The organism is Bradyrhizobium guangdongense (assembly GCF_006483445.1).
Taxonomy (GTDB): Bacteria; Pseudomonadota; Alphaproteobacteria; order Rhizobiales; family Xanthobacteraceae; genus Bradyrhizobium; species Bradyrhizobium guangdongense_A.
This window is the reverse complement of record NZ_PPPT01000167.1, coordinates 1-19,136: the sequence shown is the minus strand read 5'-3', so window position 1 is coordinate 19,136 and position 19,136 is coordinate 1. Positions and strand designations below refer to the sequence as shown.

The 19,136-nt window shown below is 65.1% G+C and carries 21 protein-coding genes; 9 read left to right on the top strand and 12 right to left on the bottom strand.

What is annotated here, in order from left to right; translation table 11 throughout:
• The coding region (locus tag C2U70_RS23690) for an amino acid ABC transporter permease (protein ID WP_349629579.1) at positions 1-1,020 on the bottom strand (1,020 nt) is incomplete at its 3' end.
• A 165-nt stretch (positions 1,021-1,185) separates the two neighbouring features.
• Between C2U70_RS23690 and C2U70_RS23685 the strand changes: the two genes are divergently transcribed.
• From C2U70_RS23685 to C2U70_RS23670, 4 genes are all read left to right on the top strand, one after another.
• Positions 1,186-2,058, top strand: coding sequence for a MurR/RpiR family transcriptional regulator (locus tag C2U70_RS23685; protein ID WP_140980901.1), 873 nt, complete (start codon positions 1,186-1,188; stop codon positions 2,056-2,058).
• A 3-nt stretch (positions 2,059-2,061) separates the two neighbouring features.
• Positions 2,062-3,411 (top strand): aspartate aminotransferase family protein, encoded by a 1,350-nt coding sequence (locus C2U70_RS23680; RefSeq protein WP_140980898.1) that lies wholly within the window; start codon positions 2,062-2,064, stop codon positions 3,409-3,411.
• A gap of 12 nt (positions 3,412-3,423) precedes the next feature.
• Positions 3,424-4,434, top strand: a complete 1,011-nt coding sequence (locus C2U70_RS23675) for an amino acid ABC transporter substrate-binding protein (protein WP_140980895.1) — start codon at positions 3,424-3,426, stop codon at positions 4,432-4,434.
• Between the two features lie 165 nt (positions 4,435-4,599).
• On the top strand, positions 4,600-5,235 hold the full coding sequence (locus C2U70_RS23670) for an aspartate/glutamate racemase family protein (protein ID WP_140980892.1): 636 nt from the start codon (positions 4,600-4,602) through the stop codon (positions 5,233-5,235).
• Here C2U70_RS23670 and C2U70_RS23665 read toward each other — a convergent pair.
• Positions 5,232-5,879, bottom strand: a complete 648-nt coding sequence (locus tag C2U70_RS23665) for a TetR/AcrR family transcriptional regulator (RefSeq protein ID WP_140980889.1) — start codon at positions 5,877-5,879, stop codon at positions 5,232-5,234. The genes C2U70_RS23670 and C2U70_RS23665 overlap by 4 nt on opposite strands.
• A 163-nt stretch (positions 5,880-6,042) precedes the next feature.
• Here C2U70_RS23665 and C2U70_RS23660 point away from each other — a divergent pair, with 163 nt between their 5' ends.
• The 4 genes from C2U70_RS23660 (at position 6,043) to C2U70_RS23645 (ending at position 9,522) form a co-directional block, all read left to right on the top strand.
• On the top strand, positions 6,043-6,252 hold the full coding sequence (locus tag C2U70_RS23660) for a ferredoxin (protein ID WP_140980886.1): 210 nt from the start codon (positions 6,043-6,045) through the stop codon (positions 6,250-6,252).
• Between the two features lie 64 nt (positions 6,253-6,316).
• Positions 6,317-7,534 carry a cytochrome P450 gene (locus tag C2U70_RS23655; protein WP_140980884.1) on the top strand — a complete coding sequence of 406 codons (1,218 nt, stop codon included), beginning with the start codon at positions 6,317-6,319 and terminating at the stop codon, positions 7,532-7,534.
• A gap of 77 nt (positions 7,535-7,611) precedes the next feature.
• Entirely contained in the window at positions 7,612-8,277 is a 666-nt protein-coding gene (locus C2U70_RS23650) for a sulfite oxidase-like oxidoreductase (RefSeq protein ID WP_140980881.1), read from the top strand.
• Between the two features lie 21 nt (positions 8,278-8,298).
• Positions 8,299-9,522: a bifunctional alpha/beta hydrolase/OsmC family protein gene (locus tag C2U70_RS23645; RefSeq protein ID WP_140980880.1), complete on the top strand. Its 1,224-nt coding sequence runs from the start codon at positions 8,299-8,301 to the stop codon at positions 9,520-9,522.
• A gap of 10 nt (positions 9,523-9,532) precedes the next feature.
• Here the strand turns inward: C2U70_RS23645 and C2U70_RS23640 are convergent, their stop codons facing one another.
• Positions 9,533-10,981, bottom strand: coding sequence for a PLP-dependent aminotransferase family protein (locus C2U70_RS23640; protein WP_140980878.1), 1,449 nt, complete (start codon positions 10,979-10,981; stop codon positions 9,533-9,535).
• 82 nt (positions 10,982-11,063) lie between these two features.
• On the opposite strand from C2U70_RS23640, the gene C2U70_RS23635 reads away from it, so the two are divergent.
• A complete protein-coding gene (locus tag C2U70_RS23635; RefSeq protein WP_140980876.1) occupies positions 11,064-11,978 on the top strand; it encodes a DMT family transporter in 915 nt (304 codons plus the stop codon).
• Here C2U70_RS23635 and C2U70_RS23630 read toward each other — a convergent pair.
• From C2U70_RS23630 to C2U70_RS23585, 9 genes are all read right to left on the bottom strand, one after another.
• Complete coding sequence (locus tag C2U70_RS23630) at positions 11,957-13,012, bottom strand: YeeE/YedE family protein (RefSeq protein ID WP_140980875.1); 1,056 nt, start codon at positions 13,010-13,012, stop codon at positions 11,957-11,959. The genes C2U70_RS23635 and C2U70_RS23630 overlap by 22 nt on opposite strands.
• A gap of 114 nt (positions 13,013-13,126) precedes the next feature.
• The gene (locus C2U70_RS23620) at positions 13,127-14,128 is read right to left on the bottom strand and encodes a quinone oxidoreductase family protein (RefSeq protein WP_140980871.1); all 1,002 of its coding nucleotides are present in this window, start codon (positions 14,126-14,128) and stop codon (positions 13,127-13,129) included.
• Positions 14,129-14,190: 62 nt separating this feature from the next.
• Positions 14,191-15,522, bottom strand: coding sequence for a phenylacetate--CoA ligase PaaK (gene paaK / locus C2U70_RS23615; RefSeq protein ID WP_140980869.1), 1,332 nt, complete (start codon positions 15,520-15,522; stop codon positions 14,191-14,193).
• A gap of 33 nt (positions 15,523-15,555) precedes the next feature.
• Complete coding sequence (gene paaI / locus C2U70_RS23610; protein ID WP_140980867.1) at positions 15,556-16,014, bottom strand: hydroxyphenylacetyl-CoA thioesterase PaaI; 459 nt, start codon at positions 16,012-16,014, stop codon at positions 15,556-15,558.
• A gap of 101 nt (positions 16,015-16,115) precedes the next feature.
• Complete coding sequence (gene paaE, locus C2U70_RS23605) at positions 16,116-17,198, bottom strand: 1,2-phenylacetyl-CoA epoxidase subunit PaaE (RefSeq protein WP_186294430.1); 1,083 nt, start codon at positions 17,196-17,198, stop codon at positions 16,116-16,118.
• A gap of 2 nt (positions 17,199-17,200) precedes the next feature.
• Positions 17,201-17,698 (bottom strand): 1,2-phenylacetyl-CoA epoxidase subunit PaaD, encoded by a 498-nt coding sequence (paaD, locus tag C2U70_RS23600; protein WP_140980863.1) that lies wholly within the window; start codon positions 17,696-17,698, stop codon positions 17,201-17,203.
• A complete protein-coding gene (gene paaC, locus C2U70_RS23595; RefSeq protein WP_186294429.1) occupies positions 17,692-18,468 on the bottom strand; it encodes a 1,2-phenylacetyl-CoA epoxidase subunit PaaC in 777 nt (258 codons plus the stop codon). The genes paaD and paaC overlap by 7 nt, the downstream gene beginning before the upstream one ends.
• Positions 18,468-18,755 carry a 1,2-phenylacetyl-CoA epoxidase subunit PaaB gene (gene paaB, locus C2U70_RS23590; protein ID WP_140980859.1) on the bottom strand — a complete coding sequence of 96 codons (288 nt, stop codon included), beginning with the start codon at positions 18,753-18,755 and terminating at the stop codon, positions 18,468-18,470. Before paaB ends, paaC begins: the two co-directional genes overlap by 1 nt.
• An 11-nt stretch (positions 18,756-18,766) precedes the next feature.
• The coding region (locus tag C2U70_RS23585) for a Phenylacetic acid catabolic protein (RefSeq protein WP_186294428.1) at positions 18,767-19,136 on the bottom strand (370 nt) is incomplete at its 5' end.

Genomic DNA, 19,136 nt, shown 5'->3' with positions numbered 1-19,136 from the left:
GATCGCCTGCCCGGTCTGGTTCAGCGTGGTGTTGGCGATCGAGACCACGTCCTGATAGCCGATCGCCACAGCGAGCGATGAGTTCTTGGTCAGATTGAGATACTGGCTCGTCATCGGCGGCACGATGACGCGTAGCGCCTGCGGCAGAATGATCTGTCGCAGCATGAAGCTGCGCTTGAGGCCGAGCGCGTTGGCGGCATCCCACTGCCCGCGCGGCACCGCCTGAATGCCACTGCGCACGATCTCGGCGATGAAGGCCGAGGTGTAGGTGACGAGCGCGATCAGCAGCGCAAAATATTCCGGCGCAAGCGTCATGCCGCCAACGAAATTAAAGCCGCGCAGTTCCGGCCAGGCGATGGACCAGGAGACGCCGAGCCCAAACGACACCAGCGCCGGCAGCGCGAGGATGAGCACGACAGCAAAAGGCCAGACAGGGCGCGGCCTGCCGTCGCGCATCTGCTGCGCGATCATATAGCGGCGTATCGCGTAGACCACGCCGCAACCGAGCACGGCGGTGGCGAGCACCCAAAACTGCCCAACACCGATGGGAACTGCCGGCAGGATCAAGCCGCGATTGGAGAGGAAGACGCCCTCGACCGGCTTCCAGGCCAAACGTGCGGCCGGCAATGCCTGCATCAGCACATACCAGAACAGCAATTGCAGCAGCAGGGGGATATCGCGCAGCACCTCGACGTAGACGGCGGCAATGCGCGACAGCAGCCAATTCGCCGACAGCCGCGAGATGCCGACCAACGTTCCCAAAATCGTCGCCAGCACGATACCGATGACAGCGACGCGCAGGGTGTTGGCGACGCCGACCACGAAGGCCCAGAAATAGGTGTTTTGCGGGCTATAGGAGAGCAGGCTATCGGCGATCGGCATGCCGGCCTCGCGGCCGAGGAAGGCAAAGCCGGTGGTGATGCGGCGAGCGGAAAGGTTGGTGACGGTGTTGGACCAGAGGAAGGCGATGATCGCGACCGCCATGCCAACGACCAGGACCTGCCAGAACAGGCCTTTCAGCTCGCGGCTTCCGAGGGCGAAGGAGAAGCGCCGGCGCGGCGGCGGCCTTGGGGCATCTTCGGTCGTCACGGCACAAATGTCCTCTGGCTAAAAGAAAAGGAGCGATGTCCGGCGAAGCGCGCATCAACTGTTGCACCAAACTCTGATACGTGCAACAAATGTTTCATGGCCGAGCCCGCGAAATCCTCGCCCCTGAGCGAACTCCGGATTGCATTGCCATCGCTCCCCCTGCGCTTGCAGGAGGTCGGGCGGTTTGTCGCGGCCAATGATTACGACGCCACCACCCGTTCGATGCGCGATCTCGCCGCGGAAGCCGGTGCCGATCCCGCGGCCTTCACACGGCTCGCGAAAGCCATCGGCTATTCCGGCTGGGACGAATTGCGTGCGGCGCTGACGGAAGCACGACGTCCGTCGCAGTCCTCGCCCTTCTCCGGCCGCGCAAAGATCCGGCGCCACGGACCGCATGCCGACATCGCGCTCGTCACCGACAAGCTCGACTCTGAGGCCGCCGGCCTTCCGCGCATCTCCGCGCCTGCGATCGTGAACGCCGCCAAGGCGCTGCATGCGGCCACGCGAATCTGGATCACCGGCTTCCGGAGCTGCCGCAGCGTCGCCGAGTTGCTCACCTATGAACTGCGGCTGTTTCGCCCCGGCGAAGTCCAGCTCGTCGGCGGCTCCGGCCCTGACGACCTCGACACCGGCGCCTTCCGCACCGGCGAAGCCGTCGTGGTGATCGGCTTCACGCCCTACACCCGTGCAAGCGTCCGGGTCGCGCAGGCCGCGCATCGCTCAGGTGCGACGCTGATCTCGATTGCCGACACCGTGACCGCGCCGATGGCCGAGGGCGCCGATCATGTGCTGTTGTTCGAAGCCGCCGCCTCTCCCGGTTTCTTCCCGAGCCTCACCGGCGCGATCGCGATCGCGCAATCGCTCGCGGCCGTGACGTTCTCGCTCGGCGGCGCGGCGTCGAAAAAGCGCCTCCAGGAAACCGAGGCGCGGCTTGCCGTGACCTCGACCTACGTTTCAGAGAAAGGTTGAACCATGGGCACTCGCAAAAGCCGCGTGCTGCACCGCTCCCTGCGTGACACGCCGCCCAAGGCGATCGGCGGCGAAGGCATCTATCTGATCGCCGAGGACGGCCGGCGCGTGATCGACGCCTCCGGCGGCGCGGCCGTGTCCTGCCTCGGCCATCAGCATCCGCGCGTGATCGAGGCGATGGCGAAGCAGGCCTCGACATTGGCCTATGCGCATACCGCGTTCTTCTCGTCGGAGCCGGCAGAAGAGCTGGCCGAGCGGCTGGTCGGCCATGAGCCGGGCGGCCTCGCTTACGCCTATTTCGTCAGCGGCGGTTCGGAGGCGATCGAGGCCAGCATCAAGCTCGCACGGCAATATTTCATCGAGCGCGGCGAACCGCAACGGCATCACTTCATTGCGCGTCGGCAGAGCTATCACGGCAATACGCTCGGTGCGCTCGCCGCCGGCGGCAATGCCTGGCGCCGCGAGCCTTATGCGCCGCTGCTCTCGTCTGCCTTCAGCCACGTGACGCCCGCCTTCGCCTATCACGAGAAGCGCGACGATGAATCGGATGCGCAGTTCGTGGCACGGCTCGCCGCCGAGCTCGAGGCCGAATTCCAGCGCCTCGGGCCCAACACCGTCGCGGCGTTCCTCGCCGAGCCGGTGGTCGGCGCGACCGCCGGCTGCGTGACCGCACCGGACGGTTACTTCAGGGCGGTGCGCGAGATCTGCGACCGCCATGGCGCGCTGCTGATCCTCGACGAGGTCATGTGCGGCATGGGTCGCACCGGAACGTTGCACGCCTGGGAGCAGGAAGGCGTCGCGCCCGACATCCAGGCCATCGCAAAGGGCCTCGGCGGCGGCTACCAGCCGATCGGCGCGATGCTCGCGAGCGGCAGGATCGTCGATACGATCCGCGAAAAATCCGGCGCATTCCAGCACGGCCATACCTACCTCGCGCATCCACTGGCCTGTGCCGCCGCGCTCGCCGTGCAAAACGTGATCCGCGACGATAATCTGCTCGACCAGATCAAGGTACGGGGCAAGCAGCTCGAACAGCGGCTCACCGAACGTTTTGGCAATCACCGCCATATCGGCGACATCCGGGGGCGTGGCCTGTTCTGGGCAATCGAGCTCGTGGCCGACCGCGCGACGAAGGCGCCATTCGACCCCGCGCTCAAGCTCAATCAGAAGATCAAGGCGGCAGCGTTCGCCGACGGCCTCGGCTGCTATCCCGGCGGCGGCACCGTCGATGGTCGTCGTGGCGACCATGTGCTGCTGGCGCCGCCCTATATCGCCTCGGTCGCCGAGATCGACCTGATCGTCGAGAAACTCGGCACGGCCGTCGACAGTGTTTTGCGAAGTGTCCATCAGTGAGGGGAGAGTAAGATGAACAAAGGGATTATCGCCGCAGGCCTGCTTGCGGCATCGACGAGCCTGGCATCTGCCGCAACGCTCGACACCGTCAAGCAACGCGGCACACTGATATGCGGCGTCAGCGCCGGCTTTGCCGGTTTCTCCGCGCCGGACTCGCAAGGCAACTACAAGGGACTCGACGTCGACTATTGCCGCGCGCTTGCCGCCGGCGTGCTCGGCGATGCCAGCAAGGTTCGCTACGTCTCGCTGACCGCGCAGAACCGCTTCACCGCGCTACAGTCCGGCGAGATCGACGTGCTGTACCGCAACTCGACGCAGACTTACTTGCGCGGCGTGACGCTGGGCCTGCGGCAGGGCCCGGTCAACTTCTATGACGGCCAGGGCTTTGTCGTGAAGAAAGACCTCGGCGTGAAGGAGCTGAAGGATCTGAAGGGCGCCACCGTCTGCGTCGCGCAGGGCACCACCCATGAGGTGACGCTCGGCGATTACGGCCGCGCCAACGGCATCGACTGGAAGCCGCTGGTGTTCGACCGCGTCGACACCATGTACCAGACCTTCTTCGGCGGCCGCTGCGATGCCATGACCCAGGACGCCTCGGCGCTTGCCGGCGCCGTCACCACCGCCGCACCGAACCCGGCCGACTACGTCGTGCTGCCGCAGACCATCAGCAAGGAGCCGCTCGGCCCCTTCACCCGCAATGGCGACGAAGTCTGGAGCGACATCATCACCTGGCTGCATTACGGGCTGATCGAGGCGGAAGAGCTTGGCGTCACCCAGGCCAACGTCGATGAGATGGCGAAGTCGCAGACACCGGCAATCCAGCGCCTGCTGGGCGCCTCCGGCGATCTCGGCTCGCGGCTGGGGCTCGACAACAAATGGATGGCCACGGCGATCAAGGCCGGCGGCAACTATGGTGAGATTTTTGAGCGTAATGTCGGCAAAGCCAGCCCCCTCAAGCTCGATCGCGGCCTCAACGGCCTCTGGAGCAAGGGCGGCCTGATGTACGCGATCCCGTTCAAGTAAGCCGGTCACTTCGCCTCTCCCCGCTCGCGGGGAGAGGCCGGATCGCATCGCAGATGCGATCCGGGTGAGGGGGACTCTCCACGAGTCCCACTCTCACCGTCCCTGCGGAGACTCCCCCTCACCCCAACCCTCTCCCCGCAAGCGGGGCGAGGGGGAAGAGGCACCATGCGCATCACCCTGATCCACGCCCTGAAGCACTCCATCGCACCGATCGAAGCCGCTTTCGCGCAAAGCTGGCCGGATGCGCGGCTGATGAACCTGCTCGACGACAGCCTGTCGGCCGATCTCGCGCGTGACGGCAAGCTGAGCGATGCGATGACCGAGCGCTTCCTCGCGCTCGGCGACTATGCCGCCGCGACCGGAGCCGACGCGATCCTGTTCACCTGCTCGGCCTTCGGCCCCTGCATCGAGGCGGTCGCGCGGGCGCATGCGCCGATGCCGGTGCTGAAGCCCAACGAAGCCATGATCGAGCAGGCCATAACGATGGGCCGGCGGATCGGCCTGCTCTCGACCTTTCCGCCGACACTCGCTTCGATGCCGCCGGAGTTTCCGGCCTCGGTCGAGATCGTGCCGAAGCTTGCCGAAGGCGCGCTGGCCGCGCTCGACCGCGGCGACCGCGCCACGCATGACCGGCTGATCGTGGAAGCCTCCCGCGACTTGCGCGATTGCGATGTCATCGCGCTGGCGCAGTTCAGCATCGCGGCGACCGCGCCGCTGGTCGGGGAAGCAACGGGCAAGCGCGTCGTCACGACGCCCGACAGCGCGGTCGCAAAATTGAAGACGTTGCTGGGGATGAATTAAGCGCCGGCCTTGTCGCGGCGGCGCGCGTCCTTGATGGCGGCGTCGAGCGCGACCTTGGTCTCGGTCACGAAATCCTCGACCAGCTCCGCACGCGTAGTGTGCGCGGCCTCGCCGGTCAGCATCCCCTGCTCGGCCAGCATCACCACGCCATGGAGCGCGGCCCAGATCTTGTATGCGTGCCGCTCCCGCAGATAGCCGACTGCCGGTGCCTCCAGCGCGTCGATGACCAGTGCAAAGGTTTCGCTCGCGGCCTTGTGCAGCTCGCTGCCCTTTTCGGCGCAGGACACCGTGCGCGAGGCGAACATCAATCGATAGATGCCATTGCGGCGCAGGCCGAAATCGAGCGTCGCCTGGGCGAGCCGCGACAGTTTTGATTGCTTCGACGGCTTTGTCATCGCCTCGCGCAGCATCGCCGTGAACTGCCGGAAGGCCTCCGCCGTCACTGCAGAGAGCAGCGCCTCACGATCGGCAAAATGCCGGTACGGCGCAGGTTGCGAGACGCCAAGCTCCTTGGCGAGTGCCTTGATGCTGATGGCCTCCGCCCCGCCCTGCTCTGCCTCACGCAAGGCAGCCTTGATCAGGGCATCGCGGAGATCGCCATGGTGGTAGGTATTTTGCGGCTTGCGCGCGAGTTGTGACGGCATGTTGCAGGGCAATCTATAAGTTTGCTCTTGACAGGGAAAGCCCGGCGATAATGTAATATACTATAACTTAGAACCTGCGGCTCGGACCGCAGACATAGAATCTATTGAGGAACGCACGGTGGCCCCTGTCGGCACGCCTGCACATGACCAAGGAAACGCTGCAATGGCAGAACGACTGAGGGTTCACGTCGATCCCGACAAGTGTCAGGGCCACGCCCGCTGCAAGGCGCTGGCGCCGGAGCTGTTCGAGCTCGACGAATTCGGCAACGCTCATGAAGTCGGCGACGGCACCGTGCCGGCGGGCCTCGAGGACAAGGCCTGGCTGGCCAAATCCAACTGCCCGGAAATCGCAATTGAAGTGACCGAGGAATAGGCGCCTTCCGCCTGTCCGCTTGCGTGCTTTGGCCTGAACTCACCCTTCAGAGGAATTTGCAGAGATGTCCGACGTCTTCACGCCGACCGATCATCCCCCGGTGACCGACTGGATCAACGATTTCGACCACACCGATCCCCGGTGGACGGAAAACCCCTTCCCGATCTGGGACGAGCTGCGCGTCGCAAGCCCGGTCGTGCACACGGAGCGCTTCCTCGGCTGTTACCTACCGACGAGCTATGAGGCGGTGCGCGAGATCGCCAACGACACCGAGCATTTCTCCTCCCGCCGCGTCATCGTCCGCGACGTCCGCCCGGAGGTCGCGCGCAACGCAGCGCCGCCGATCACCTCGGACCCGCCCGAGCACAAGCCGGCGAAGCAACTATTGCTCCCGCCCTTCACGCCTGATGCGATGAAGAAGCTGGAGCCGCGGGTCCGCGCCATCTGCAACGAGCTGATCGACGGTTTTATCGCCGACGGCAAGGTGGACGCCGCCGCGCGCTACACAAAATACATCCCGGTGCAGGCGATCGCGCACATGCTCGGCATCCCCGAGAGCGACAGCGATCTCTTCATCAACTGGATCCACATGATCCTGGAGCTTGGCATCAAGGACGAGAGCAAGCTCGTGCAGGCCGTTCAGGAGATGAGCGGCTACTTCGCCGGTCATGTCGAGGCACGCAAGTCGAAGCCGACCGACGATTTGATCTCCTATTTGATGAACGCCAGGGACAAGAACGGTCAGCCGCTGGAAGACTCCCACGTGCTGGGCTCGCTGCGGCTGCTCCTGATTGCCGGCATCGACACAACCTGGAGCGCGATCGGCTCGTCGCTCTGGCACCTCGCCAAAACGCCGGCGGACCGCGAGCGCCTGCTGGCCGAGCCGGAATTGATCCCGACCGCGGTCGAGGAGCTGCTGCGGGCCTATGCGCCGGTGACGATGGCGCGTGAAGTGATGAAGGAAACGACGATCTCCGGCTGTCCGGTCAAGCCGGGCAACATGGTGCTACTGTCGTTCCCGGCGGCCAACCGCGATCCAAAGATGTTTCCGGATGCTGACAAGGTCGTGATCGACCGGCGCGAGAATCGCCACGCCGCCTTCGGGCTCGGCATCCATCGCTGCGTCGGTTCCAACCTCGCGCGGATGGAGATGCAGGTCGCGATCGAGGAATGGCTGAAGCGGATCCCCGACTTCAGGCTCGACCCGGCGGGCACCGTGAAATGGTCGCAGGGAACCGTGCGCGGCCCCCGCCAGTTGCCGGTCCTGTTCGGCAAAGCCTGAGCGGTCGCCTCCGCTCGCTGCTTCATGCTAGCATGCATGGCGTCGCCGATGGCGGCGCCAACATGCGCGCGTGAGAGATGACCGACGAGACCGAGCCCCCGCCCGAAAGCAAGCTGACGCGGACCAAGGAGAAGTGGGCGCGCGAGGGCCGCTTCCTCACCGGCAAGATCGTCCGGCCCGAGGATCAGCGTCTGCCGCCCGGCCAGCATCTCACCAAGGACTGGCCGGTGCTCGATCTCGGCGTCGTGCCGCCGATCTCGCGTGAGCGTTGGCGCCTCGACGTCTACGGCGCGGTCGAGAAGCCGGTGTTCTGGACGTTTGCCGAATTCACGTCGCAGCCGCAGGCACAATTCACCTCGGACATCCATTGCGTGACGACCTGGTCGCGCTACGACAATCAATGGCAGGGGCTCGCGACCCGCGAGCTGCTGGCCACCTGCCAGCCCCGTGACGATGCCCGTTTCGTCGTGCTGCATTCCTATGACGGCTACACCACCAACCTCCCGCTGGAAGACTTTGCAGCCGAGGACGCCCTGCTCGCCCATAGCTGGTCGGGCGAGCCGCTCTCGGAGGAGCATGGCGGCCCGGTGCGGCTGGTCGTGCCGCATCTGTATTTCTGGAAGAGCGCAAAGTGGCTGCAGGCGATCGAATTTTTGACCGAGGACGCACCGGGCTTCTGGGAAGTCCGCGGCTATCATAACCGCGGCGATCCCTGGGCGGAGCAGCGCTATTCCGGAGACTGATCGATAGCAACGGGGGTACCCATGCCGACGGAACGCTTTCAATTCACGGGCGAAGGCGGCCATCAACTGGCAGCGGCGCTCGAACTACCGGACGGTGAGCCCACCGCCTACGCGCTGTTCGCGCACTGCTTCACCTGCGGCAAGGACACGCTTGCAGCCAAGCGCATCTCGGTCGCGCTCGCCGCGAAGGGGATTGCCGTACTTCGCTTCGATTTCACCGGGCTCGGCTCCAGCGAGGGTGACTTCGCCAATTCGACGTTCTCCTCGAACGTCGCCGACCTCGTCCGCGCCGCGGACCATCTGCGCGCGACGCAGAAAGCGCCGGCGATACTGATCGGACACAGTCTTGGCGGCGCAGCGATCCTGGCCGCGGCCGGCAGGATCCCGGAGGCCAAGGCGGTCGCGACCATTGCCGCACCGTCCGATCCCGCGCACGTCACTGGCCTGTTTAGGGAGCACATCGATAGCATCCGCAAGCAGGGTGAGGTCGAAGTCTCGCTTGCCGGCCGCCCCTTCCGCATCAAGCGCGAATTCCTCGACGACATCGCCGAGCATGAGCTGATGAAGGACGTCACCGGCCTGCACAAGGCGCTGCTGGTGATGCATTCGCCGGTCGACGATACCGTCGGCATCGACAATGCGACGAAGATATTCCTGTCTGCAAAGCATCCGAAGAGCTTTGTGTCGCTCGACCATGCCGATCATCTCCTGAGCAAGCCCCGCGACGCCGCCTATGCCGCGGATGTCATCACGGCCTGGGCCAGCCGTTACGTCGAACCAGCCGCGCCGCCAAACGCGATGGATCTCGGCGAGGCGCCACGCGTGGTCGTCGTGCAGGAGACGCGCAAGAGCAAGTTCAACCAGATCATCTCGGTCGGGCCGCATCGGCTGGTGGCGGACGAGCCGCTCGCGGCCGGCGGCGAGGACGCGGGCCCCGGCCCCTATGATTTCCTGCTTGCGGGGTTGGGCGCCTGCACCTCCATGACGATGCGGCTCTATGCCGACCGAAAATCGCTGCCGCTCGAGCGCGTCACGGTCACGCTGAAGCACAGCAAGATCTACGCAAAGGACTGCGAGGAGTGCGAGACGCGCGAAGGCATGCTCGACCAAATCGACCGCGTTATCGCCCTCGACGGCAACCTCGACGCCGAGCAGCGCAAGAGACTGATGGAGATCGCCGACAAGTGCCCGGTGCACCGGACGCTGACGTCGGAGATCCGGATCGTGACGAAGGCTGTAGAGTAACCCACGAGCGCTAGAAGCACGACGCCATCGTCCGCAGCGCCGCGCTGATCTCGTTCTCGCGCCAGGCCGCAAAGCCGAGCAGAAGCCCATGATCGCGCGGCTTGTCGAGCGCCAGGCTCGACAGGGCCCGCGTCACAACCCCCGCCTCGCCCAGCCGCTTCACCGCCGCATGATCCGCACGACCGCGCCTGAGCCGCGCCACGAGCTGGATGCCGCCCGAGGGCACTTCGGCCGTCAGCACCTCGCCGAGATGACGCTCCAATCCTTCCGCGAGATGATCGCGGCGGGCATGATAGAGCCGGCGGACCCTGCGCAGATGCGCCAGGAAATGCCCATCGGCAATGAACTCGGCCAGCGCCTCCTGGACGTGGCTGGACGCGATCAGCCCGATATGCCGCTGCGCGATCTCGAGAATGCCGGCCAGCGCCGGCGGCGCGACGAGATAGCCGAGCCGGATATCCGAGGTCATCGCCTTCGAGAACGTGCCGACATAGAACACGCGGCCGTGCGCGTCCAACCCCTGCAGGGCCGGCACCGGCCGGCTGTCGTAGTGGAATTCGCCGTCGTAGTCGTCCTCCACGATCCAGGTCTTGCCGGGTTGGCTTGCCCCAAGAAACGCAGTGCGGCGCTCCAGTGACATCAGCCGCCCGGTCGGGTGCTGATGCGAGGGCGTCATGAAGATGAGCCTTGGCGCAGGTGCTTCGGGCACCCGCTGCATGCCCTGCGCGTCGAGCTTCATCCCCGTCACGCGCGCGCCGGACCCACGGAACGCAGCCGCCGCGCCGGGATAGCCGGGGTCCTCGACCCAAACCTCGTCGCCTGGCGTAATGAGCGCGGCCGCGATCAAGGACAGCGCCGCCTGCGCACTTGGCAGGATCATGATCTGGTCTGCGATGGCGCGGACGCCCCTGCTGGTCGCCAAATAATGCGCGAGCGCTTCGCGCAGCCGCGTCCGATTCACCGGTCCGAGCTCGCGCCTGGCCGCATGCACTGCACTTCGGCGCAGGCACCGTGCCCACACCTCATTCGGAAACTCCCTGAAATCACCATGCCCGGGCCGCAGCGGTTTTAGCGGCGCCTGATACGACATCGGCCAGTCGGTCTGCTTCAGCTTCGACGCCCAGGGCGAGAGCTGCGTCCTGGTGGCACGAGTCTTCGACGCGACGGCGCCCGTCCCTTCGATGCGCTCGCTACCGTCGACCGTCACCACGGGACGGCGGCCGTGCGAGGCTTCGAGATATCCCTCGGCCGCGAGCTGCTCGAACGCGTATGTGACGGTGTTACGCGAAACGCCGAGATCGCCCGCAAGCCGCCGGCTTGACGGCAGCGCGCAGCCCTTGCCGAGACGACCGGTCGCGATCAGGGCCCGCAACTGGCTCGTCAGTTGAGCCACCAGCCCTTCGGCATCGGCCCTGTTCAGGTCGATCAGCGCGGAGATCGTGCTGTCCGAAACTGGCACCTTATTCCTTTCAAATCTGGCACTTTTTCAGGTGCCAGATTGGATGCTATCCGGCGAACCGGACTGCTTCAAGGATTTTGCGATGAACTCCCTCTCCCCCCGCGCGGCCGTCGGCCTGTTCCTGATCGTCGTGCTGGCCTGGGGCGTGAACTGGTCGGTGACGAAACAGCTCGTCCAGTTCCTTCCGCCGCTGTGGACCTCGGCGATCCGAAGCTGGATCGCGCTGGCCGGGCTGTTCGTGATCCTGGGGCTGAGCAGAAATCTGGTGATCCCCGAGCGGCGCGACATTCCTGTGATCCTCAGCGTCGCGCTGCTGCACATGACGATATTCTCGGTCCTGGTTGCGGCCGGTGTGCGCTTCCTGCCCGCGAGCAAGGCCATCGTGCTCGGCTACACCACGCCGCTCTGGGTCGCGATCGCCGCGCCCTTGCTTGGGAAGGATACACTGACCGCGCCCAAGCTCGCCGGCGCGCTGCTGGGGCTGATCGGCCTTGCCGTGATCCTGAACCCTACCTCGATTGATTGGACCAATACCAACGTCCTGTTCGGCGCCGCAATGGTCATTCTGGCCGCGATGTCCTGGGCCGCGAACATTATCTATATGAGCGCGCATCGCTGGATTGCATCGCCGCTCCAGCTGCTGCTCTGGCAGGTGCTCGTGGCGACGATCGTGCTGACGGGATCGGCTGTCATCACGGAGGGCCCGCCGCACGCGGAATGGTCGTGGAAGCTCGTGCTGCTGTTCCTGTATTCCGGCCTGATTGGGACGGCACTGGCCTATTGGGCGATGTCGATGGTCAACAAGAGCATCTCGGCCCTCACGACGTCGCTCGGCACCACCGGGACACCGCTGGTCGGCATTGCCAGCGCGGCGATCCTGCTGGGCGAGCCGATCGACATGAGCCTTGCCGTCGCGGCCGCACTGATCGTCACCGGCATCGGCCTTGCGACGCTGGGCGACCGGTTGCTTCGCGGTCAGACCGCCGCGAGCGGCTGAACGCGGAAGCTTCCGCGCAGGCCAAGCGTCGTGCCGAGCAGGATGCCGGCGACTGCGACGAACGAGGCCAGCGACAGCGTCGAGAGGCCAGTGAGGCCCTGCCCGATCGAGCAACCGAAGGCCATCACGCCACCGATGCCCATCAGCGCGGCGCCGCTGGCCGAGCGCAACATGTGGCGCGGCGAGGAATAGCCTTCGAGATGGAAGCGGCCCGTCGCGATCGCCGTCACCAGGCTGCCGGCGAATACGCCGCCGACCGTGGCGATGCCGAAGTTGAGCGTGAGCCCCGTCGAGAGCATGGCATATTGCAGGGTGTCGGCGATCGGCGCGATGAAGGTGAGCGAGGTCACCGGCACCGGATTGAAATCGTCGGCGCCAAGAGAGCCGGTGACGTACCAGCCGCCGGCGACCAGAAGCCCGACCGCGACACCCGCCGCGATCTGTCCCGCCGACCGGCGAAAGCCGTCATGCGCGAAGGAAAAGATGGCCAAGGCGCCCGCGACGACCAACACCACAAAAACTCGCGCGATCGTCTCCCCCATGCCGAACGCCGATGCGAGAAGCGGCAACGAATTCGCCGACATCGTCGTTTGCGTAGCCTGCACCATCGCAATCCGCGCCGGTGCGATCAACCCCTTCAGCGTCATCTGTGCGGCAATGGCGAGCACGGTCACGACGACGAAAGAACGGAGATTGCCGCGGCCGAGCAGCACCAGCGCGCGGGATCCGCAGCCGTTCGACAGCACCATGCCGTAGCCGAAGAGAAGGCCACCGAGGAACAGCACCGGCACGGAAAAGGTCGGCTGCAAGTAAATCGACTTGCCGAGATCGACGGTGCCGCGAACCACGAGAAACTGACTTGCCAAAATCGCAACCGCAACCGCCAGCGCATAGCTACGCACAAGGCGGCCATCGCCCTCACTGAGGACGCCGCGCATGCTGCTCATCAGGCAGAAGCCGCTCAGAAGGCCAACTGCGCCATAGACAAGGCCGATGCCGAGACCGGCGAGCGTGACGAGTTGCGCGGTTTCCATCAGTTGCTCTCTGGTCTCTCGTCATTCTCCGTCATTGCGAGCGCAGCGAAGCAATCCAGAATCTTTCCTCATTAACAGTCTGGATTGCTTCGCTGCGCTCGCAATGACGGGATACTACGGCTTCAGGATCACGCGATCGCGCGAGGAACCGGCGACGGCAACATATGCATCCTTGGCCCGGTCCAGCGGATAGATCGCGCTCGCATGAATCGGAAACGGTTTCAGATGCCCGCTGGCAAAGCCCGGGCCGAGATCGCGCAGCACGGCGCCGGTCGCACCCGACGACAGCCCAAGCGTGTCGATGCCGACATAGGTGTGCTGGCCCCGATAGAACTCGAGGATGTTGAACTGCACGATGCGGTCGATCGCGGCGATCAAAATCTGCCGGCCACGCAGGGCGAGCGCCTTGTGCGCGGCCTGGAAATAGGGATCGCCGACCGTGTTGAACACGATGTCCGCGCCCTTGCCCGACGTCAGCTCGCGCACGCGCGTGGCGACATCGGTGGCGGAGGCATCGATCACCTCGATCGGCGCATTGCTGTAGCCTTCATAGGCCTCGGCCTTGCGCACGACGCCGATGACGCGCGCACCTTGCCAGGTCGCGATCTGCACGGCGGCCTGCCCGACCTTGCCGTTGACGCCCATGACAAGCACGGTCTCGCCAGCCTTCGGCACGCCGGAGCGACGAAAGCCTTCCATGGCGGTCACGAAGGGCACGCCGATGCCAGCAGCTTCTTCCCACGAGACGGTCTTAGGCTTCTCCACCACGGCATCCGCCTCGACGACGAGATGCGTCGCATGGGTGCCATCACGGCGGATGCCGAGATCGCCGGACGAGCCGAACACCTCGCGCCCGATCGTGCCCGCCGGACCGTCGATGACAACGCCGGCATAGTCGCGGCCGGGCGTTCGCGGAAACACGGCATAGGGCATCAGCCCGGTCGCGGCCTTCACGTCGGAGGGATTGACGGCCGCCGCCTTGACCTCGATCAGGAGGTCGTTCGGCCCGCGTACAAGCTTATGCGGCTCAACGCGAGGCGCCAGCGCGTCGGCATTTTCGGCCTTGGCATTGAGGCGCACGCAGCGCGCTTCGACGGATTTTGCTTCGGACGACATCGGATGACCTACGATTTCTTGTGGCCTTGTCGCCTCTGGACCCGGTCAAGTCAATCCGTGGTCTAATCCTTCGGCCGCTTGTCGAAGAGACGCTTGGCCTTGCCGAGGGAGCGCTCCAGCGTGGCGGGCGCGACCACCTTCACCTTGGAGCTGATCCCGATGGTGTTCTTGATGTGGGTCGAGATCCGGTCGGCATGGTCCACGAGGCCGCGGCCATCCCAGCTCTCGGGCCGGGCCTCCGCGATGATGGTCAACTCGTCCATGCGGCCTTCGCGGGTGAGCTCCAGGATGAAGTGGCCGCCGCACCAGTCGGTCGCGAGCAGGACTTCCTCGATCTGGGTCGGGAACAGATTGACGCCGCGCAGGATGATCATGTCGTCGGAGCGCCCGGTCACCTTCTCCATGCGCCGCATGCCCGGCCGCGCCGTGCCCGGCAACAGCCGCGTCAGGTCGCGGGTGCGATAACGGATCACCGGGAAGGCTTCCTTGGTGAGCGAGGTGAAGACCAGCTCGCCCTTCTCGCCATCGGGCAGTACCGCGCCGGTTACGGGATCGATCACCTCGGGGTAGAAGTGATCCTCCCAGATATGCAGGCCGTCCTTGGTCTCGATGCACTCCTGCGCAACGCCGGGACCGATCACCTCGGAGAGGCCGTAGATGTCGGTCGCGTCCATGTCGAAGGCCTCTTCGATCTCGCTGCGCATCGCATTGGTCCAGGGCTCGGCACCAAAGATGCCGACCTTGAGCGAGCACTGCCGCGGATCGAGTTTTTGCCGCTTGAACTCGTCGAGGATCGCCAGCATGTAGCTCGGCGTCACCGTGATGATGTCGGGGCGGAAATCGTTGATAAGCTGCACCTGCCGCTCGGTCATGCCGCCGGAGATCGGCACCACCGTGCAACCGAGCTTTTCGGCGCCGTAGTGAACGCCGAGACCGCCGGTGAACAGGCCATAGCCATAGGCGTTGTGGATGATCATGCCCGTGCGGCCGCCCGCGGCACGGATCGAGCGCGCCATCACCTCGGACCAGGTGTCGATGTCGGCTTGCGTGTAGCCGACCACGATCGGCTTTCCCGTCGTGCCCGACGACGCATGCACGCGCACCAGCCTTTCGCGCGGCACGGCGAACATGTTGAAGGGATAATTGTCGCGTAGATCCGTCTTCACCGTGAACGGAAACTTTGCGAGATCGGACAACTCCCTGAAATCGGACGGATGCACGCTGGCCTTGTCGAAAGCCTTGCGATAATGCGTGACGTTGTCATAGGCATGCTTCAGCGACCAGGCGAGGCGCTGCGTCTGAAGCGCCTTCATCTCGTCGCGCGAGGCGCGCTCATGTGCGTCCATCTCGGCGCTATAGGTGCTGCCGCCTGCCTTGAGCCTGGTCAGAGCCATCTGCGTTTCCCCACATCGTCTGTTCTTTTCGACTTATTGCTTTTGATCTTGCGCCGGCGGCAGCCAATTACCCGGTATGACACGCGAATGCCCGCGGAATTCGGCTATGACGGTGTCGCCAACGGTGACCCGCACGTCATAGATGCCGGAGCGGCCGCCGCGGGTGATCTCCCGCGCGGTGGCGACGAGACGATCGCCGAGTTTGCCCGGCTTGATGAAGGTGATCTGGCCTTGCGCCGCAACCACGCGCTCATTGTGCGAGTTGCAGGCGAACGCAAAGGCGGAATCGGCTAGCGTGAAGATGAAGCCGCCATGGGCGATGCGCTGGCCGTTGACCATGTCCGGCCGCACGTTCATCGCCAGCGTCGCGTGGCCCGGACCGATCTCGACGATCTCCATGCCGAGCCCCTTGGAGGCATCGTCCTCAGCCCACATCGCATCGGCGCAGGCGCGGGCGACGTCTTGGGGCGACAAGGCTGCTTTGACGTTCACGCGTCTCTCCCGGACAGATATTTTTGCATGATGTTCTGCCGCCTGATCAGCGCTGTCAAATAATGCGACGCATTTGCATCATGAGGACCTGATCCGCCCTCTCAGACATGATCATAATCGACCACCACCCGTTCGGATGACGGCTTGGCCTGGCATGTGAGGACGAAGCCGGCCTCAAGTTCCCAGGGCTCCAGCGAATAGTTGATGTCCATCGGCGCCGTGCCTTCGACCAGCTTCGCACGACAGGTCGAGCACATGCCGCCCTTGCAGGCGAAGGGCAGATCGACGCCGGCGCGCAGCGCCGCATCGAGGATCGCCTCGTCCTCGGCAACGGGAACCTCGCGGCGCTTGCCGTCGATGATCAGCGACGCGATCGCTTTCGGCGGCGCATCGACAGCCACCGCCTTCTTCGGCCGCGGCTTGCCACCGAACTCGGAGACGAAGCGCTCGACATGGATGTGGTCTTCGGCAATGCCGAGGTCGCGGCAGGTCGTCTCGATGTCCTCGCTCATGCCGAGTGGACCGCAAACAAACACATGGTCGACGCTCTCGGCCGGCACCAGCGAGCGCAGCAGCACCCTCACCTTCTCGCCGTCCAGCCGCCCGTGCAGGATCGGGATGTCCTGATCTTCACCGGAGATGACATGGAAGATCGAGAGACGATCGATGAAACGGTCCTTCAGCTCCTCCAGCGCTTCGAGGAACATGATGTTGGCACTTGCCCGGTTGCCGTAGAACAGGAAGAATCGGCTCTTGGGCTCGCGCGCCAGCACGCCCTTGACGATCGACAGGATCGGCGTGATGCCGGAGCCGGCGGCGAAACCAACGTGGGTGCGCGGCGTCTCCGCCGCGGCGATCTGGCCGAAGCGGCCGGTCGGCGTCATCACGTCGAGCTCGTCGCCGCATTTCAGCTCGTCGGCGGCCCAGCTCGAAAACGCACCGCCATCGACCTTCTTCACGGCGATCCGCATTTCGCCGTCGTCGGGCCCGGAGCAGATCGAATAGGAGCGCCGCACCTCTTCGCCGTCGAGCGTGGTGCGCAGCGTCAGGTATTGGCCCGGCCTGAAGCCGTAGTCGGTTGCGAGGTCGGCCGGGATCGCAAAGGTCATCGATATAGCGTCGGATGCCTCGCGGCGGAGATCGTTGACGGCCAGGCGATGAAAGCGGGGCGCGGCTGCTGACATGGTCAATGACACTTGAAATAATCGAAGGGTTCGCGGCAGGATTTGCAACGCCACAGCGCCTTGCAGGAGGTCGAGCCGAATTCGGACAGCAGCTCGGTATCCTCCGAGCCGCACTGCGGGCACGCCACGCTCTGCGCACCGAACAGCGCGCGGCGCGAGTTCGAGGCCCGCGGCGGTGCAATGCCGTAGTCGCGCAGCTTGCGGCGGCCGTCCTCGCTCATCCAATCGGTGGTCCAGGCCGGCGACAGCACGGTGCGCACTTTTGGTGCGCGAAAACCTGCACGCTCCAGCGCCAGCTCGATCTCGAGCGCGATCATGCTCATCGCGGGGCAGCCCGAATAGGTCGGCGTAATCGCGACCTCGACGCGGTCGCCGTCGAACGCAACGTCGCGGAGCACGCCGAGATCGGCGATGGTCAGCACCGGGATCTCGGGGTCGACGACGCTGGCCGCCGCATCCCAGGCGCGCTGGCGCAGGTCGCTATCGAGCGTGGTCACCATGTCTGCCCCGGGAAGGTGCGCTGCATCGATTGCAGCTCGCTCAGGAGATGACCGAGATGCTCGCTATGCCGGCCGAACCGGCCACCCTGCTGCATCCAGTTGTTCTGCGGCAGCGCAAGCGTCGCTTCGGTCACCACGCTCGCAACCGTCTTCATCCAGCGATCGCGCAACGTGGCCGGGTCGATCGCAATGCCGGCATCGATCAGGCCGCGCTCGCTGTCGTCGACCGCAAACATCTCGCCGGTGAACGCCCAAAGCTGGTCGATCGCTCCTTGCGCGCGGGCATGGCTCTCCTCGGTGCCGTCACCGAGGCGGATGATCCATTCGGAGGAATGGCGAAGGTGATACGCGCTCTCCTTCTCCGATTTGGCGGCGATTGCCGCAAGCGTGGTATCGCGCGAATTCATCATCGCGCGCCAATAGAGATCGGCGAAGGCCGAATAGAAGAACTGCCGCACCAGGGTCTGCGCAAAGTCGCCGTTCGGCTGCTCGACGAGGAGCAGATTGCGGTACTGCCGCACGTCGCGCAAATAGGCGAGCTTGTCCTCGTCGTTGTCCCCGCCTTCGGCCTTGGCCGCGTAACCATAGAGCTCGCGCGCCTGGCCGATCAGGTCGAGCGCGATGTTGGAGAGCGCCATGTCCTCTTCCAGCATCGGCGCGTGCCCGCACCATTCCGACAGCCGATGGCCGAGGATCAGCGCGTCGTCGGCGCGGCGCAGCGTGTACAGCACCAGCGGCGTCTCGGAGACCTGGATGTTGGCCACAGTCATCACATGTGCCCCACTTCTTCGGGCACGTCGTAGAACGTCGGATGCCGGTAGATCTTGGATTCCGCCGGCTCGAACATCATGCCCTTCTCGGCGGGATCGCTCGCCGTGATCGCGGTCGACGGCACGACCCAGATGGAGAGGCCCTCGCCGCGGCGAGTATAGATATCGCGCGCGGCCTGCAGCGCCATGGTCGCATCGCTCGCATGCAGCGAGCCGACATGCTTGTGCGCGAGCCCGTTGCGGCTGCGAATGAAGACTTCCCACAGCGGCGTGTTCGGCGTGGCCATCCTGTTCTCTCCTATTCGGCGGCTTGCGCGGTCTGGCGATGCGCGCGCTTTGCGGCGTAGGCGGCAGCGGCTTCACGCACCCAGGCGCCGTCGTCATGCGCCTTGCGGCGCGCGGCCATGCGGTCGCGGTTGCAGGGGCCGTTGCCGGCGAGCACCTGCTTGAACTCGGTCCAGTCGATCTCGCTGTAACGCCAGTGCCCATCCGCATCCTGAGTCATGCCGGGATCGGGAATGGTGAGGCCGAGATATTGCGCCTGCGGCACGGTGGCATCGACGAACTTTTGGCGCAGCTCGTCATTGGAGAAGCGCTTGATCTTCCACTTCGTCGAGGTGTCGCTGTGCTGGCTCGCGGCATCGGGCGGGCCGAACATCATCAGCACC

Excerpts from the sequence above, each read along its gene's own strand:
- C2U70_RS23685 (WP_140980901.1), top strand. The coding sequence starts at position 1,186 with ATGGCCGAGCCCGCGAAATCCTCGCCCCTGAGCGAACTCCGGATTGCA.
- C2U70_RS23645 (WP_140980880.1), top strand. The coding sequence starts at position 8,299 with ATGCCGACGGAACGCTTTCAATTCACGGGCGAAGGCGGCCATCAACTG.
- paaD (WP_140980863.1), bottom strand. The coding sequence starts at position 17,698 with ATGGTGACCACGCTCGATAGCGACCTGCGCCAGCGCGCCTGGGATGCG.
- C2U70_RS23675 (WP_140980895.1), top strand. The coding sequence starts at position 3,424 with ATGAACAAAGGGATTATCGCCGCAGGCCTGCTTGCGGCATCGACGAGC.
- C2U70_RS23620 (WP_140980871.1), bottom strand. The coding sequence starts at position 14,128 with ATGTCGTCCGAAGCAAAATCCGTCGAAGCGCGCTGCGTGCGCCTCAAT.
- C2U70_RS23635 (WP_140980876.1), top strand. The coding sequence starts at position 11,064 with ATGAACTCCCTCTCCCCCCGCGCGGCCGTCGGCCTGTTCCTGATCGTC.
- paaC (WP_186294429.1), bottom strand. The coding sequence starts at position 18,468 with ATGACTGTGGCCAACATCCAGGTCTCCGAGACGCCGCTGGTGCTGTAC.
- C2U70_RS23655 (WP_140980884.1), top strand. The coding sequence starts at position 6,317 with ATGTCCGACGTCTTCACGCCGACCGATCATCCCCCGGTGACCGACTGG.
- C2U70_RS23660 (WP_140980886.1), top strand. The coding sequence starts at position 6,043 with ATGGCAGAACGACTGAGGGTTCACGTCGATCCCGACAAGTGTCAGGGC.
- C2U70_RS23670 (WP_140980892.1), top strand. The coding sequence starts at position 4,600 with ATGCGCATCACCCTGATCCACGCCCTGAAGCACTCCATCGCACCGATC.
- paaE (WP_186294430.1), bottom strand. The coding sequence starts at position 17,198 with ATGTCAGCAGCCGCGCCCCGCTTTCATCGCCTGGCCGTCAACGATCTC.
- C2U70_RS23665 (WP_140980889.1), bottom strand. The coding sequence starts at position 5,879 with ATGCCGTCACAACTCGCGCGCAAGCCGCAAAATACCTACCACCATGGC.
- C2U70_RS23680 (WP_140980898.1), top strand. The coding sequence starts at position 2,062 with ATGGGCACTCGCAAAAGCCGCGTGCTGCACCGCTCCCTGCGTGACACG.
- C2U70_RS23650 (WP_140980881.1), top strand. The coding sequence starts at position 7,612 with ATGACCGACGAGACCGAGCCCCCGCCCGAAAGCAAGCTGACGCGGACC.
- paaB (WP_140980859.1), bottom strand. The coding sequence starts at position 18,755 with ATGGCCACGCCGAACACGCCGCTGTGGGAAGTCTTCATTCGCAGCCGC.
- paaK (WP_140980869.1), bottom strand. The coding sequence starts at position 15,522 with ATGGCTCTGACCAGGCTCAAGGCAGGCGGCAGCACCTATAGCGCCGAG.
- C2U70_RS23630 (WP_140980875.1), bottom strand. The coding sequence starts at position 13,012 with ATGGAAACCGCGCAACTCGTCACGCTCGCCGGTCTCGGCATCGGCCTT.